The organism is Phaeobacter cretensis (assembly GCF_047372505.1).
Taxonomy (GTDB): domain Bacteria; phylum Pseudomonadota; class Alphaproteobacteria; order Rhodobacterales; family Rhodobacteraceae; genus Phaeobacter; species Phaeobacter cretensis.
The window spans coordinates 3,617,026-3,632,664 of record NZ_JBKBEU010000001.1 but is presented as its reverse complement, the minus strand read 5'-3'; the positions used below and the strand labels follow the sequence as shown (position 1 = coordinate 3,632,664).

15 protein-coding genes are annotated in these 15,639 nt (G+C 54.9%); 3 read left to right on the top strand and 12 right to left on the bottom strand.

The window, feature by feature from the left end; all coding sequences use genetic code 11:
* Positions 1-111: 111 nt before the first annotated feature.
* The 7 genes from ACEWZM_RS17225 to ACEWZM_RS17195 form a co-directional block, all read right to left on the bottom strand.
* Positions 112-1,551, bottom strand: a complete 1,440-nt coding sequence (locus ACEWZM_RS17225; protein ID WP_414008071.1) for a sensor histidine kinase — start codon at positions 1,549-1,551, stop codon at positions 112-114.
* 13 nt (positions 1,552-1,564) lie between these two features.
* Positions 1,565-2,242, bottom strand: coding sequence for a response regulator transcription factor (locus ACEWZM_RS17220; protein ID WP_414007607.1), 678 nt, complete (start codon positions 2,240-2,242; stop codon positions 1,565-1,567).
* A gap of 135 nt (positions 2,243-2,377) precedes the next feature.
* Positions 2,378-2,746 (bottom strand): glycine zipper family protein, encoded by a 369-nt coding sequence (locus tag ACEWZM_RS17215; protein ID WP_414007606.1) that lies wholly within the window; start codon positions 2,744-2,746, stop codon positions 2,378-2,380.
* Between the two features lie 183 nt (positions 2,747-2,929).
* Positions 2,930-3,388: a PepSY domain-containing protein gene (locus ACEWZM_RS17210; RefSeq protein WP_414007605.1), complete on the bottom strand. Its 459-nt coding sequence runs from the start codon at positions 3,386-3,388 to the stop codon at positions 2,930-2,932.
* 121 nt (positions 3,389-3,509) lie between these two features.
* Positions 3,510-4,913: a TRAP transporter large permease gene (locus tag ACEWZM_RS17205; RefSeq protein ID WP_414007604.1), complete on the bottom strand. Its 1,404-nt coding sequence runs from the start codon at positions 4,911-4,913 to the stop codon at positions 3,510-3,512.
* A gap of 11 nt (positions 4,914-4,924) precedes the next feature.
* Positions 4,925-5,575 (bottom strand): TRAP transporter small permease subunit, encoded by a 651-nt coding sequence (locus tag ACEWZM_RS17200; protein WP_414007603.1) that lies wholly within the window; start codon positions 5,573-5,575, stop codon positions 4,925-4,927.
* Positions 5,576-5,658: 83 nt separating this feature from the next.
* Entirely contained in the window at positions 5,659-6,675 is a 1,017-nt protein-coding gene (locus ACEWZM_RS17195) for a C4-dicarboxylate TRAP transporter substrate-binding protein (RefSeq protein WP_414007602.1), read from the bottom strand.
* Positions 6,676-7,277: 602 nt separating this feature from the next.
* Here ACEWZM_RS17195 and acs point away from each other — a divergent pair.
* The 3 genes from acs to ACEWZM_RS17180 all read left to right on the top strand — a co-directional run bounded on the left by acs (position 7,278) and on the right by ACEWZM_RS17180 (position 10,623).
* Positions 7,278-9,239, top strand: a complete 1,962-nt coding sequence (acs, locus tag ACEWZM_RS17190) for an acetate--CoA ligase (RefSeq protein WP_414007601.1) — start codon at positions 7,278-7,280, stop codon at positions 9,237-9,239.
* A gap of 8 nt (positions 9,240-9,247) precedes the next feature.
* On the top strand, positions 9,248-9,931 hold the full coding sequence (locus tag ACEWZM_RS17185) for an adenylate kinase (protein WP_414007600.1): 684 nt from the start codon (positions 9,248-9,250) through the stop codon (positions 9,929-9,931).
* A gap of 191 nt (positions 9,932-10,122) precedes the next feature.
* The gene (locus ACEWZM_RS17180) at positions 10,123-10,623 is read left to right on the top strand and encodes a flavin reductase family protein (RefSeq protein WP_414007599.1); all 501 of its coding nucleotides are present in this window, start codon (positions 10,123-10,125) and stop codon (positions 10,621-10,623) included.
* A 39-nt stretch (positions 10,624-10,662) separates the two neighbouring features.
* Here ACEWZM_RS17180 and ACEWZM_RS17175 read toward each other — a convergent pair whose 3' ends face one another.
* The 5 genes from ACEWZM_RS17175 to ACEWZM_RS17155 all read right to left on the bottom strand — a co-directional run bounded on the left by ACEWZM_RS17175 (position 10,663) and on the right by ACEWZM_RS17155 (position 15,580).
* Complete coding sequence (locus tag ACEWZM_RS17175) at positions 10,663-11,907, bottom strand: ATP-binding protein (protein WP_414007598.1); 1,245 nt, start codon at positions 11,905-11,907, stop codon at positions 10,663-10,665.
* A 320-nt stretch (positions 11,908-12,227) separates the two neighbouring features.
* Positions 12,228-12,446, bottom strand: a complete 219-nt coding sequence (locus ACEWZM_RS17170) for a DUF6500 family protein (RefSeq protein ID WP_414007597.1) — start codon at positions 12,444-12,446, stop codon at positions 12,228-12,230.
* A gap of 177 nt (positions 12,447-12,623) precedes the next feature.
* Positions 12,624-13,610 (bottom strand): ABC transporter substrate-binding protein, encoded by a 987-nt coding sequence (locus ACEWZM_RS17165; RefSeq protein WP_414007596.1) that lies wholly within the window; start codon positions 13,608-13,610, stop codon positions 12,624-12,626.
* A gap of 118 nt (positions 13,611-13,728) precedes the next feature.
* The gene (locus ACEWZM_RS17160; protein ID WP_414007595.1) at positions 13,729-14,574 is read right to left on the bottom strand and encodes an ABC transporter permease; all 846 of its coding nucleotides are present in this window, start codon (positions 14,572-14,574) and stop codon (positions 13,729-13,731) included.
* 88 nt (positions 14,575-14,662) lie between these two features.
* Entirely contained in the window at positions 14,663-15,580 is a 918-nt protein-coding gene (locus ACEWZM_RS17155; RefSeq protein ID WP_414007594.1) for an ABC transporter permease, read from the bottom strand.
* Between the last annotated feature and the right edge of the window lie 59 nt (positions 15,581-15,639).

Sequence of the window (15,639 nt, the reverse complement as noted above, 5' to 3'; positions counted from 1 at the left end):
CCCTTTCTCCGGTCAAGCCGATTGACCCAAAGCCTGGTGGTTGTTCCGACTGGCGTGCGATCGCCGCTCTAAATCAGTTTTGAAACCGCTGCTATGCCTATCCTGGTTCACTCATAGCGGATCAAACCGAATGGCCACCTTCAGACCGTGTTTGCTATAGCTATGATCCAACACAAGTTCTGCCTCATGCAGTTCTGCTATGGCTTTCACCATCGCGAGACCCAAACCGGCACCGGCGGTATTGCGGCTGCGATTAAGCCGGTAAAGCGGATCCAGAACACGGGCTCGCTCGGCCTCGGGTATGCCGGGCCCATCATCCGTCACGCGTAGGGTATTCTCAGACAGCTCAATGACTATACTTGCGCCCTGCCCTGCGTGGCGAATTGCGTTTTCGATCAAATTCGCAAGCAGCTGCATGATCAAACTACGATCAGCATTGACGGTGACAGGGGTTGCAATGCGATAGGAGAGCGTCTGCCCAGCGTCCTGTGCGACCGCTTCATAGATTTCATGCACCTGTTCAACGACCTGCTCCAAATTCAACGGTGCAAACCCATCGCGTCTTCCTTGGCTCTGCATCCGCGCGATCCGTTGAATGGCACCGAATATCGCAATGATATCATCCATCTGCTGGCTAGCGGCCTCAAGGTGGGCGGATTGATCCTCTGCCTTCTCCGCTTGATCCAGATGCAAGCGGAGGCGCGTCAACGGTGTGCGCAGATCATGGGCAATGTTTGCGGAAAAGTCGGACATCTGGCGCACCGACGCTTGCAGTCGCTCTGTTGCGCCATCAATCCGTGCCGCCAGCTCATCAATGTCGTCCTTGATCACCTTGGGGGCCAATCGCAGTTCAAGATCGCCATCAGCAATGCGATCAAAGCCGGTACCGATCCTGTTTATGCGCCTCTGGGCCAAGATGCCAAAGATAAGCCCAATAACCAGCGCAGGCAGCGACAGGATGACAACAAAGATAATAATCACACTGGTGAGATCTGATCCGAAGCCGCCAATGCCCGGCGCATAGACCACAAGACGGCCATCAAGAACCGGACCGCTGTAAAGGCGCCAACCCAGATCAGCCTCGTTTTCGAATTCGACATCAAAACTAATCTGTCCAATCGGTGCTTCGTCCGGCTCTACATCGGCAGGAGGCGACGTCTCATCAATGTCTTCCTCATCTTCATCGAGTAGCTCAAAAATGCGCTCCAACGTCTCAAGAGCTTCGGGTTCAAACAGGTCTTCAGCCTGAAAGATATCAAAACCCTGGCCGTCAAAGGCTCCGGGCAAGACTGGTCCCAACACCTCACCGTCCGCGCGCAACACCGCGTAGCCAACACCGCTGTCAGAAAAGACTTCTGCAGTGTCTATCTTGTCCGGGAATTTACCGGCTCGCGTCAGGCGCGCGCTGATGCGTTGATATTCCTCGCGCAGCGCCTCTTCTGTTTCGGCCCGGAATTCTTCGGTAATCGCATCATCCAGCAGCACCCCACCAATGGTCAGCAAGATCAGAAACACCAGTGACAGAACCAGTGCCTGCCGCAGCGCACTCATACGGAACAAACGTCTAATCAATGAACAAATACCCCGATCCGCGTACGGTCTTAATAAACTCAGTCCCGAAGGGTTTCTCGATCTTGTTTCGCAGGCGGCTCATGTGGGTTTCCACGACACTTGTCGAGGGATCAAAATTGATGTCCCAGACCCGTTCCAGCAGCATTGCACGGGTTTGAATGCGCCCCTTGGAGCGCATCAGCACCTCCAGCAAGCGAAACTCCTTTGGATTTAGCAGGACCGCTTCTCCATTGCAGGTACAGGTCTGGCTCAACAGATCCAGATCTAGGCCTCGATGGGAGATCATGGTCTCCGTTTCAGAAGCGTCAGCCCTGCCACGACGGCCGAGCGCTGTGATGCGGGCCAAGAGCTCTGACATTGCAAAGGGCTTGCTCAGATAGTCATCGGCCCCTGCTTCCAGCCCTTCGACGCGATCTTCTACCGCGCCCAATGCCGTAAGTAAGATCATTGGTGTGGAAATACGCGAAGCACGCAGGATTTTCAGTGCAGACAACCCGTCAAGATCAGGGGTCATACGGTCAAACACAAGCACATCATAGTCGCGTGTGGTCGCGGCAATGAGCGCCTCGCGGCCGTTCTCGATCCAATCAACCACATGGCCCGAGGCGCTTAGCCCCTTGACTGTCCATGTGCCAATTTCGGTATCATCTTCCAGCAAGAGTATTCGCATCAGTGCACCGGCAAATTAAATTGCTCGACCAAAGAGCCACCGAAGTGACCCTTTGGTACCGCAGTCGGACGACACCGTGTACCTGTGAACAGCCCGAGGCCGCACGCCGATCCCGGACGCCGTAACGTCCAAGTATTATGCAAGGACACGATGCCCACGCCCCTGCATACAACGGATAAGGATGGTGCGCCGCTCCTTGTCACGCTCATTTTGTCCTTCAAGCGCGCCGACACCTCCGCCAAGCACCGCCCCGACCAAAGCATCATCCCCACGGTCTCCATCTTCACTATCTACAGCACCGATGATGCCACCGATCACAGCTCCTTGAATAGCCTTCGATTTCAGTGTTTTGTCTGTGTGCCCTTCTGCCAAGGCGCGGCACGCCCCTAGATCCGCCTCAAACCCCAACTGTTTGGGTCCATCGATCAGAAGCGGTTCCTCAAAGCTGTCGCTGCAGGCACCCAGGGTCGCAAGCAGTGCACATCCGGCCATTATCATTCTCATTGGTTCGTATCTCCGTCATCGTCCGACTGATCCGCGCCCGGAGTGTGGGCCGTGGATCGTTCGACGATGGCCGCTATCCGCAGCGGCAAAAAAATGTCAACTAGAAGTCTGCGCCGCTATCCGGCCTACCCAAAGATGTTAGGGGCAAAAAACCGGATAGCAGCAGTTGGTCAGCGTCGAGGTTTAACCTTTGTCGCTGTGTCCATCGCACTCGCCTTCAATAAGGATGTCATCCTCGAACATAACGTCCATCATGGCGACACATTCCATCACTTCGCCAAAGTCGTCTTCTTCCAGCAACTGCTGCAAGATCTCGGGCGTTGCAGCCGTCTGACGTGCGGTGCTTAGAACGCCACCGTCGGTGGCGCTGATGACGACCTCGGTCAGGCTGGTAGGTTCAGCGATGACAGCCTCAAATACCGGCTGATTGTTGAAGTCACTCAAGACGATCTCTACCAGACGGCCCTTTGCCTGTTCTTTGGCAATGGCCATAGCCCGTTCAAGACTAACCGGAGCGTTTAACATCTGTTCGTAGCTCAGCTCTGGCTCTGAAGTCGTTTCTGCACGCGTGGTCTGAGCAGCAAATCCAAAGGCGATCAGCGTGGCTGTCATAACGATACTAGCGGTGGTCTTGGTAATCATGAACTTTCCTCTCTTCGGTATGACCGGAACGTTTAAAGCGCCCCGGCTGATGAGAGTAACTTGGCGGTTCAGAGTTACATGGTCTCTTCCGGCTCCTTACAAATTTGTAAGCTTTGAAAAATTATCCGGCGAGGCTTGGTAACCAAAGAACTATCGAGGGGAAGGCCACCAAAATCGCTATAGTGATCCCATCTGCGATAAAGAAGGGTGTAACGCCTTTGAACACATCCTGCACGGTCAGATCGTCGCGCACCCCTGCCACTACAAAGCAGTTTAGCCCGATAGGAGGTGTGATCAGACAGAACTCTGCCATCTTCACCACCAAGATGCCGAACCAGATCGCACACATGGGCCCCGACATACCAAAGGTGCTTTCAGCGGCGGACACATATTCACCACCGTTGAGCGCCATCACCGCCGGATAGACAACCGGCAAGGTCAAAAGCAGCATACCGATAGCATCCATGAACATGCCCAGCACCGCATAGGCCAGCAGGATGCAAACCAAAATCAGCATTGGCGACAAGGTAAGAGACGTGATCCAATCGGAGAATGCCGCTGGCAGCTCGGCAAAGCCCAAGAACCGCACATAGACCAGAACACCCCAAATGATCGTAAAGATCATTACCGAGAGCTTGGCCGTTTCCAATAGAGCGTCCTTAAACTCGGCCCAACGCATGCCGCGATAAAGCGCCATCAGAAAAACGACAAAGGCCCCAATCGCGCCGCCTTCGGTAGGGGTCCCCCAAGCATCACCGCCAAAGGGGTTGTAAACAAATAATATGATGGTCGCGACGACAAAGACTATCGGCAGCGCCGGTGGTAGTGAGATCAGACGTTCGCGCCAAGTAAAGCCGGTCACAGCCGGGCCGAACCCCTTTATCGTCATGGCCATGCCGATAATCAGCAAACCATATACCAACGCAGAAAACGCACCTGGGATAAAACCTGCAAGCAGCAGTTTCCCCACATCCTGCTCAACGATAATCGCATAAATCACCAGAATAGCAGATGGAGGGATCAGCGAGGCAAGCGTGCCCCCGGCAGCCACAACACCTGCGGCGAAGCGTTTGTCATAGCCAATGGCCAGCATCTCGGGGATCGCGATACGGGCAAAGACCGCAGAGGTCGCGACAGAAGCACCGGATACTGCGGCAAAACCCGCGGTGGCAAACACGGTTGAAACCGCCAAACCACCCGGCACCCAGGCCAACCAACGTTTCGCGGCCTCAAATAGTGCTTTGGTGAGGCCTGCATAATAGGCAAGGTAGCCAATCAGAATGAAGGTCGGTATCAGGCTCAGGGCTTGCGAAGACACTTTGGAATGCGGTACCTGCCCCGCGGTTTTTATCGCAATGGTCGCAGCCTTGGTAAACCGCGCAGGATCGTAGCCGAACTTCGCCCAGAAGATCCACACAAGGCCTACCAACCCTGCCAAACCAGCGGCAAACGCCACCCGCATACCCAGCAGCACCGTCGCCAGAAGAAAGCCGCTTACCCAGAGGCCAATTTCGATGGGTTCCATGTTCTGCCCTTTTAATCGCGGTCACTGGCAGTGGCTGAAACCCCGCCCAGATGTTCGGCTTCAGCCGCCGCTTGTTCGGCAGCGCTTTGAACCAGGGGCACGGCAGCCGGTCGGGCCAGCCCCAGCACCAGCGCGCGACCATAGCCCCAGACCTGAAGCATAAGCCGCAAACACAACACGCCAAAGGCCACCGGTACCAGTAGTTTGGCAGGCCAGATCGGGAGACCGATATCGATGGAGCTATCGCGGCTCCACAAAGGCGCAGCAAAGTCAAACGAACGCAGGAAATGTGACCAGCTGCCCCAGACAAGTGCCACCATGAGAGTCAGTATCAACAACACCGAAATCAGCTCAAACAACCACAACGCCCGGCCGCGCAAAGAAGAGATCACCAGATCCATCCGGATATGGCTCCCGTCGCGCTGGACAAAGGAGATGCCCATGAAAGCGATAAGCGGCATCACCTGCTCGATCCAATCAACGTAACCCGGTAGCGGTGCATTAAACCCGTTACGCCCGCCGACTGACACCACAGCCAGCACCATGAGCGAAAACACCGCAAGCCCGCTCACCAAAGCCAAGCCACGCTCCAGTCGCAATAAACGCCTGTCCAAACGGCTGATAAGGCTGCCGTCTTCCAGCACCGCCGCACTGCCTGCCATGCCCTGCCCCCGATGTGTCTAGAGTGGACTTAAGAAAGAAAGGGCCGAAGCATTGTACTCGGCCCTTTCTTATTTACTGGTGATCAGCTGCCTGAGCGATGGTCGCTCAGAGTTTTCTGAACCAAATCGTATAGCTCTTGAGCAGGAAGGCCTTGCCCGCTCATGTCGGCGATCCACTGTTCGCGGATCGGGTCGGCTGCAACTTTGCGGAACTCAGCCAGTTGATCCTCAGATATGGTTACTTTCGCCACACCTTTTTCGGCCAGAACACTGTCCCATTTCTCAAGAAGAGCAGCGTAGTTTGCCAAATAATGTGCGATGGATTCCTCGATCGAACTGTCAAGCGCTTCACGCTCAGCATCGCTCAGGGCATCATATGCGTCAGTGTTCACAACCACCGGACAGTTTACCGTACCTGGGTTTAGGTTCTCGGTCCACCAATCCGCCTTATTGATCGTGCCAAAGCTCAGATGCGCATGCTGGGCAAAGGCAACGGTATCAACAACGCCTGACTCCATAGCGTTATACGCCTCAGTTGCGGTTACCGATGTCGGCACCGCTCCTACGGCAGAAAACGCTTTGCCGATACCACCAGTGGCACGGACACGCATATCCTTGAACTCACCCAGCTCATCACGGGCCTCACCGGTACCCACGATATTATATTGGGGCATGGGAGAGGTCATGAGCAGTTTCGCATTCCAGCGTGCCAGATCTTTTTGAACTGCAGGATGGGCGTAAACCGCGTGGCTGACGGCGACTTCTTCTTCAAGATTGTTCACGCCAAGAAACGGCAGCTCCAGCACCGTGATTGATGGGTTCTTGTCACGGTGGTAGCCCGCGCAGAACTGCGCCATCTCAAACGCACCGATGGAAATACCGTCGAGGTTTTCCTTATTCTTGGAAAGACCGCCATAGCTGACGTTCATTGTAAATGCGCCGTCAGTCTTCTCGGATACCAACTCGGCCAGTTTTTCTACATGCTCAGTAAAGGCGCGGCGCTTGCCCCAGACAGAGACGTTCCATTCAGTCGCAGCAGCACTACCTGCAATCGATAGGCCAGCAATCGCCGCTGTAGCGGCGGTCAGATAAGTCTTCATGAGTTCCTCCCGGTTTGTGCCCTTGCGCCTTACATCGTTCTGGCACCAGGGCATTGACCGGGTACCGGGCCGCTTGGTGATCATCTGATCCTGGCCCTCAGAACCGCAAAGTTGCGAGCATCTGGGAACACGCTAGCGCTAAGCCATGGTTCTGCCAACCCCGGATCACGCAAGCGCCGATTGAGTGCGAAACCGTTTCACTTTGCGGAAATATGGACCGCTAGGTACCCGACGCCATATCGCGCCGATCGGCTCTGTGGTCATCCACCTGAAACAGTTTGCCGCAGGTCATGGAGCCAGTCACCTCCCAGCGATAACGCCAGCCCAAAGCTAGGCGAGGTGCTCCGGCGCCCCACATCCGCCTCAACGTTTACATCTAATATATTGATAAAAAACACTTTAAATAATCCCACCAATAAGAAGTTTACAATTTTCAGTCGCGGCGGAAATAGATTTACAGGTAAACTGTTATTCCCCGGACACTTATTTCCTTATTTTCAAGCTCGGGTATTATCGCTGCGGATGACGGAAAAGATTTGACACATCTCGCCGAGCGCTGTGGTGTGCCAATCCGAGAACAGACTGGAGGGAGGGACACCATCATGACCCAGGAGAGCGATAGCAAAGCCTATGCACCGTCAGACGAGACGGTTGCACGCGCCCATATCAATGCGGCTCAATATGACGAAATGTACGCAGCTTCGATGCAAGATTCCGAAGGTTTCTGGCGTCAGCAAGCCGAACGGATCGACTGGATCAAGCCCTTCACCCAGGTGAAGGATGTGGACTTCACCCTCGGAAACGTGTCGATCAACTGGTATGGCGACGGCACATTGAACGTAGCTGCCAACTGTATTGATCGCCATCTTGAGACGCGGGCTGACCAGACAGCAATCATCTGGGAACCCGATAGTCCGGATGAACCCGCCCAGCATATTTCCTACAAACACCTCCATGCCAGTGTTTGCCGCATGGCAAACGTGTTGACAACAATGGGCGTAGGTAAGGGCGACCGGGTGGTGATCTATCTGCCCATGATCCCCGAAGCCGCCTATGCAATGCTGGCCTGCGCCCGTATCGGCGCGATCCACTCTATCGTGTTTGCTGGTTTTTCCCCTGATGCACTGGCAGCTCGGGTCAATGGCTGCGACGCGAAGGTCATCATCACCGCAGATGAAGCCCCCCGCGGTGGTCGCAAGACACCTTTGAAATCGAACGCCGACGCTGCCCTATTACATACAAAAGACACAGTGAAATGCTTGATCGTTAAGCGCACCGGTGGCCAGACCACTTGGGTGGACGGGCGCGATTACGACTACAACGAGATGGCGTTGGAAGCGGACGACTATTGCGCCCCAACCGAGATGAACGCCGAAGATCCCCTGTTCATCCTCTATACCTCCGGCTCCACCGGTCAGCCCAAAGGCGTGGTTCACACAACCGGCGGATATCTTACCTATGCCGCAATGACGCACGAGATCACATTTGACTACCACGAAGGCGATATCTACTGGTGCACGGCCGATGTTGGTTGGGTCACGGGCCACAGCTATATTGTCTATGGCCCGCTGGCCAATGGTGCCACAACACTGATGTTCGAAGGCGTGCCGACCTACCCAGATGCCAGCCGGTTCTGGCAGGTCTGTGACAAGCATAATGTCACGCAGTTCTATACCGCCCCCACGGCACTTCGCGCATTGATGGGCCAAGGCAACGAATGGGTCGAAAAATGTGATCTGTCCTCGCTGCGCACCCTTGGCACGGTCGGCGAGCCGATCAACCCAGAAGCCTGGAACTGGTACAATGACATTGTCGGTAAGGGCAAATGCCCGATTGTAGACACCTGGTGGCAAACTGAAACCGGGGGTCACCTAATGACCCCCCTGCCCGGCGCCCACGCGACCAAACCCGGCGCCGCGATGAAACCCTTCTTTGGCATCGCCCCAGTTGTTCTTGATCCGCAATCAGGTGATGAAATCTCTGGAAACGGTGTTGAAGGCGTACTGTGCATTAAGGACAGCTGGCCGGGCCAGATGCGTTCCGTCTGGGGTGATCATGAACGGTTCGAGAAAACCTACTTTTCGGACTACAAAGGATATTATTTCACCGGCGATGGCTGCCGACGCGATGGCGATGGCGACTATTGGATCACCGGCCGCGTTGACGATGTGATCAATGTCTCTGGCCACCGCATGGGTACCGCCGAGGTCGAAAGCGCACTGGTGGCGCATGCGGCCGTCGCGGAAGCCGCCGTAGTAGGCTATCCCCATGATATCAAGGGTCAGGGCATCTATTGCTATGTCACGCTGATGAACGACCGGGAGCCGTCGGACGCTTTGGTGAAAGAACTGCGGACCTGGGTACGGACAGAGATTGGCCCGATTGCCAGCCCGGACGTGATCCAATGGGCGCCGGGCCTGCCCAAAACCCGCTCCGGTAAGATCATGCGCCGTATCTTGCGCAAAATTGCTGAGAACGACTTTGGCAGCCTGGGTGATACGTCAACGCTCGCGGATCCCTCGGTGGTGGATGATCTGATTGCAAACCGGACTGACAAAGGATGATTTCTGACATGGAAACTGCCGTAATCACCCGCCCTGCTGTCCTGATCCTGCTTGGCCCGCCCGGTGCTGGCAAAGGTACGCAAGCTCGTAAGTTGGAACAGCGGTTTGGACTAGTACAGCTGTCCACTGGGGATCTGCTGCGGGCAGCGGTTGCTGCTGGCACCCCTTCCGGTTTGGCGGCAAAGGCTGTGATGCAATCCGGGGAACTGGTCAGCGACGAGATTGTGATTGGCATCCTGCGTGACAGGCTTGCAGAACCTGACTGTGCCAAAGGCGTTATTCTGGACGGCTTCCCACGCACCACAGTTCAGGCCGAAGCTCTGGACCGGCTGCTTGAGGAAACTGGTCAGCGTATCAATGCCGCGGTCAGCCTTGAGGTGGATGATGCCGCCATGGTCGCCAGAGTAGCCGGGCGTTACACCTGCAGTAACTGCGGCGAGGGTTACCATGACCAGTTCAAACAGCCCCGAGTTGCCGGCACCTGCGATAGCTGCGGCAGTACCGAAATGTCGCGACGCGCGGATGACAATGCGGAAACCGTGGGCAGCCGTTTGGCCGCCTACCATGCGCAGACTGCACCGTTGATCAGTTACTACGATGGCAAGAACGTTCTGAGCCGAATCGATGCAATGGGCGAAATCAATCAGATCGCCAGTGCGCTCATCACACTGGTCAAATCGGCAACCGCCTGACCGGCACGCTCAAAGTTACAATTTCGGTCTATCGACCTCTTTATCCAACACATTGAACAGGCTCGCATAAAAATGTGAGCCTGTTTTCAATCCTCTCTGGCTTTTCAAAAAGGGCGTGCCAAATTGGAAGCTGGTGGACATGGAGCTTTTCCCGTGGCACCCAGCATCCAACAGAAGTGAAGGCGCGCAGCATGTCCGAAACCAGCTTTATTCCCGGCCCTGACAGCCTGCGGGCCTACCGCGACGCGTTAGGATGTTTTGGAACAGGCGTCACCGTAGTAACGACGCACACGGATCGGGGGCCTCTGGCAATAACAGCAAATAGCTTTACATCAGTCTCGATGGACCCTCCGCTTTTGCTCTGGTGCCCTGCACGCCAATCCAAACGCCACGATCCTTTTGTTGCTGCCTCACATTTTGCCATCCATGTCATGGCAGAAGATCAGCTGGATATGGCCATACATTTTGCCCGCAACGGAGACGATTTCTCCTGTGTGCCAGAAACCGTCAACGATCACGATGTACCCGTGTTACCAAATGTCATCGCTCGGTTCGACTGTAAGCAACATGCCTGCCACGACGGCGGCGACCACAGCATTGTCATCGGTGCGGTCCTACGCACCACCAGCAGGCCTGGTAAAGGTCTGATTTTCAAACGGGGTCAATACGGCGGGTTTCTAGAGAAAAACTAGTCGCTTCTTCCTTCGATACACTCGCTCCGGTTTGAACAGCTAGGAAAGTTTATCTTCCCGCTTCATGCCAAGCAAAGCCAGTATACTGGCTAAATCCAGCAGTGTGTCGCCACGGCCTGCCGCCGGGCCATCTGCCTGTGCAACAGGCGCAGCGCCATTGATCGGATCGAAAGTCCCATCTGAGCTACAACCGGGCCCGGCGTTCGGCCAATCATCTGGACCATTGTTGTCAATTTGGGTAGCAGTTACCTTCTTACCTGTATCATCATCCGCCGCAGGGCCGTTTGGCCCGTTCGTCGCTCGACAAGTTTCGTCAACCGGATTGACTACATCCTTCGGCTTGGCCTCGACATTTTCAGACGTATCTTCTGACTTGAAAAGATCCTGATCAGCGAGCGAGACCAACACCCGGCCCTCTGTCATCTCCAGACGCGGCACCAACCGTAGCGCGTTCTGACGACACATCGACACGCACAGCCCGCATTGCATGCAATCGGCTTCGACGAAAGCCAGCCCTCCGCCATCTTCGTCGACAATCAACGCATTGGTCGGGCACACCCATGTACAAGACTGACACAGAGTGCAGTCGTCAGTCAGTTCGATCCCCCCATAGGGCGCATCATGCGGCAATGCGATAGCATCAGTAACCTCGGGCAAGGTTACGCTGGCAAACAGTTGAAGCGCCTCACGGCGACTGGTTGGCTGCGCACTCACATCGCTGCTGACGCTGCGATGTGCTATCACCGGCAATTGTGAGATACCTTCGGTCAACAGCTGTTCAAGATGCGCTACGGAATTGAACAAAACAACGCGCCCCTCAAGCCCGAGACAAGCCGCTAGCTCCATCTCGCGTAGCTGAGTTAGTCGGGCGTTGTCGTCAGCTGCGGCCGCCAGCAGTACCCAATCAAAGCCGTCAGCAACAGCATGTAGAAGATCAGCATGGCCTGCGCGCCCGAAACCATAGGTTGCCGCGGCCGTAACATCCATACCAGTCAGCTCAACGCGTCCCTGCAGCCCGGTCAAAAGCCCCGAGCAGAGGGCATCATACATCACCAGAACCTGGTCAATCCGCGGAATGTTACTATCCGACGTGTGATGCTGCTGTTGGCGTTGTGCCGCAGCCTGGCAAAGTTCGGCCAAGGGCCATTGTAGCTGACGCTCTGGATTATAGCGACGATAGGATGAACCGGGGTGCGATACTCGAACTGTCGTTTTACAATCAGCCAGTTCATATGCGGTTGGCTGAGCAATTAAACTCAATTGCACGTCGTCCCATATAGTCATGGCCTCTCCCTTCGGATTGAGAACCAAACCACAATCTACCCCCATCGTTTGCTACCCTTAGACTACCATGGGTTTTAATCCTGTAACGTGTAATTTCAAATTAGAATCAACTTTTAACTGTTATTTATCCCTCAAACAAATTTCGGAAACGATGAAAACACACCTATGAATGCTGGCAATCGTAAAAATACATTGGGCTAAGGCCTGAATTCTTGTTCCATGCGGAGAGGTTTGGCGAACCAAACCAGATTGCGCGACGAAAGCACTGACCGATACAAAATCTGTAGTGACCCACCAATACTGGCAGACCACAGCTAGGCTCAAAGGCCAGCGGTTACCATGTCACGGATCTTTACTGCTTTTTCGAAATGATCCAATTCATGCGTTTTTATCCACCATTCCGCCGCCTCCATTAAGGCCTCAGGATCATCATTCCGATTGGCAAAAAAAGCATAGAAAGAGAGACCAACCCCGTCCCCCTTTTTGGCAATCTTCTCATCACAAACACTTATAATCTTAGCTCTCAAACTATCTCGCATCCCAAAGTCTTTCTAATAGACAGGTGCTGTTTCTAACAGGATGCGGATAGCCGAAGCATCCACTCATTACCATGCCTTCAGAACGTCACTCTCCAGATCCACTCTTCAAAGCCCCTGCCCATAAGAAAACCCTGCCCACAATCGTGGACAGGGTCAGCTGCATTCTACTATTGTGGATCAGTTCAGCGCAGCATCCGTAATGGCATGCGTCCAGGCACCAGTCGGTTCTGCTGTAATAACAGGGCTGGAACCGCCCTCCAGCAGCGTTTTCACGGTGCGCAGGTAGTCGGCTTCGCTCAGTGAACCATTGCTGCCTGCCGTCAGTTTGGCCACTTCTGCCATCATCCGTTTTTGATGCTCTTCGGTCTGGGCACCAGAGGCATCATTGTCCAGGATAATCTCCGCCGCGTCATCTGGATTTTCCTCGGCCCACTTCCAGCCTTTCATCGAGGCCCGTACAAACCGCTCCATCTTGTTGACAAAGGCCGGGTCGGAGAGGTTCTCTTCGAGAACATAGAGACCATCTTCCAGCGTCGCGACGCCCTGATCTTCATATTTGAAGGTAATCAGCTCATCAGGCGCAACACCCGCATCAATCACCTGCCAATATTCGTTATAGGTCATGGTGGAGATACAGTCAGCCTGACGCTGCAACAGTGGATCGACATTGAAGCCCTGTTTCAGAACCTCGACACCGTTTTCACCTTTGCCCTCAGTAGAAATCCCCAGCTGGCTCATCCAGCTCATGAACGGGAATTCATTGCCAAAGAACCACACACCAAGCGTACGATTGGCCAGGTCTTGCGGTGCTGCAATTCCTGTGTCTTTCCAACAGGTCAGCATCATGCCCGAGCTTTTGTAGGGCTGCGCAATATTGACCAGCGGCAGCCCCTTTTCGCGCGCAGCAAGGGCCGCAGGCATCCATTCAACAGTGACATCCGCACCGCCGCCGGCGATTACTTGAGTTGGCGCAATATCCGGTCCACCGGGCAGAATGGTCACATCCAGGTTCTCAGCTTCATAGAAGCCCTGATCTAGCGCCACGTAGTAGCCAGCGAACTGTGCCTGCGTCACCCATTTTAGTTGCAGTTTAACTTCGTCAGCGGCCTGTGCCACGGACGCAGCGCCCAACGCCATCGCGGCGGCGGTCAGCAGTGTCTTCATCTGTCTTCTCCCTGTTGTTATATCTGTTGTTATTTCGAAATTCTGCGGGACTTCCCTTATGTTATTCAAGGTTTTTTCCGATTTTCTCAAAGTTTCTTCTGGCACCGTTCGTACCTGCCTAACTGCGTTGCGACGGGTGCCAGAAGGTCAGCGTTTTCTCGACCAGTGCCATCATGCCGTAGAAGGCCGATCCGGCAAGCGCGGCGACCAAAATTTCAGCCCAAACCATATCCAGTGCCAGCTGCCCGACCGACGTTGAGATACGAAAGCCCATACCAACTGTGGGTGAGCCGAAGAATTCGGCCACGATCGCGCCAACCAGCGCTAACGTGGTCGAGATTTTAAGCCCATTGAAAATGAACGGCAGCGCCGCAGGTAGCCGTAGCTTGAAAAAGCTCTGCCAATAACTCGCGGCATAGGTCTGCATCAAATCGCGCTGCATTGCCGAGGTCTCGCGAAGCCCGGCCACAGTGTTTACCAGTACCGGAAAAAACACCATCACAACCACGACCGCCGCCTTTGACTGCCAGTCAAAGCCAAACCACATCACCAGGATGGGCGCTGTCCCAACAATCGGCAACGCCGCCACAAAATTGCCGACGGGCAATAACCCGCGACGCAGGAAGTCGCTGCGATCAACGGCAATCGCCATCAGCAGCGCTGCAACACATCCAATAATGTAACCAGAGAGAGCCCCCTTTAGGATAGTCTGCTGGAAATCCTGCCAAAGGATCGGCAGGCTGGTGGCAAATCGCTCCGCAATCAGGGTCGGTGCGGGTAGTATCACCAATGAGACCTCAAGCCCGCGAACCATCAGTTCCCAGACGATCAGCAGTGTCAGACCAAAGATTGCTGGCACCATCAGTTTTACTGCACGGGTCTCAGCCCCAGAACCATTGGCAAGCCGACTGTTTAGCCACCAGCCAACGCACCAGGTAAAGACCGCAAGGATCACTAAACCCATGTGACTGCTCCTGTCCTTGTCTTTTGAGACACATCTATGCTGAACCGTGCAAGAAGCTCAAATTGCGAATAAGTACCAAATGCTGCACTCATGCCTGCACACCCATCCGGCTCAGAACAACCCGCTCAATCAACCCCAAGATGGCAACCAGCGTGGCGGCCAAGATAGCGGCCGCAAAGAGCGCAGACCAAATCTGTACTGTTTGCCCGTAATAACTTCCCGCCAGCAAACGCGCACCTAGACCTGCAACCGCGCCAGTAGGCAATTCCCCCACGATGGCACCGACAAGCGACGCGGCAATGCCGATCTTGAGCGAGGCAAAAAGATACGGCATCGACGCTGGCAGACGCAGTTTCCAGAACCCCTGCCCGACGCTTGCACTGTATGTTTTCAGAAGATCGAGCTGCATTTGGTCCGGGCTACGCAACCCCTTCACCATGCCAACGACAACAGGAAAGAAGCTGAGATAGGCCGAGATCACCGCTTTCGGCAGAATACCCTGCACCCCTATGGAATAGAGAACAACGATGATCATTGGCGCCAGTGCTATAATCGGGATGGTCTGGCTCACGATGGCCCATGGCATCACCGACATATCCATCACGCGGCTATGCACAATCCCGACGGCCAGGAGGATCCCCAACCCGGTACCAATCACAAATCCAAGGAACGTCGCCGAAAGGGTCACCTGACCGTGATAGATCAGGCTGCGTTTGGAGGTGACTTTTTTTTCCACAGTGGTTTCCCACAATTCAACTGCGACCTGATGCGGAGCTGGCAGGCGTGGCCTGTCCTGCGACCAGACATCTTTGATGGCAAAGGAATTGCCTGCAACCAACCCAACCGCGCCCAGGTCGCGGCGTTCTCTCGCAGTGGTCGGGGTCACTTCAACGCCTGCGCGTTCGGCGGCATCAAGAACACCCTTGATGTTCATCGGAACACAAGCAGCGTACCAGATCACAGCAATCGCTGCGAGGACGCTGAATACAGCGAGCGCCGTTTTCATGATTGCGCTCCTTCTGAAACCAAGTGTCTCAACGCGGACTCTCGGCGCAGGCGATCACC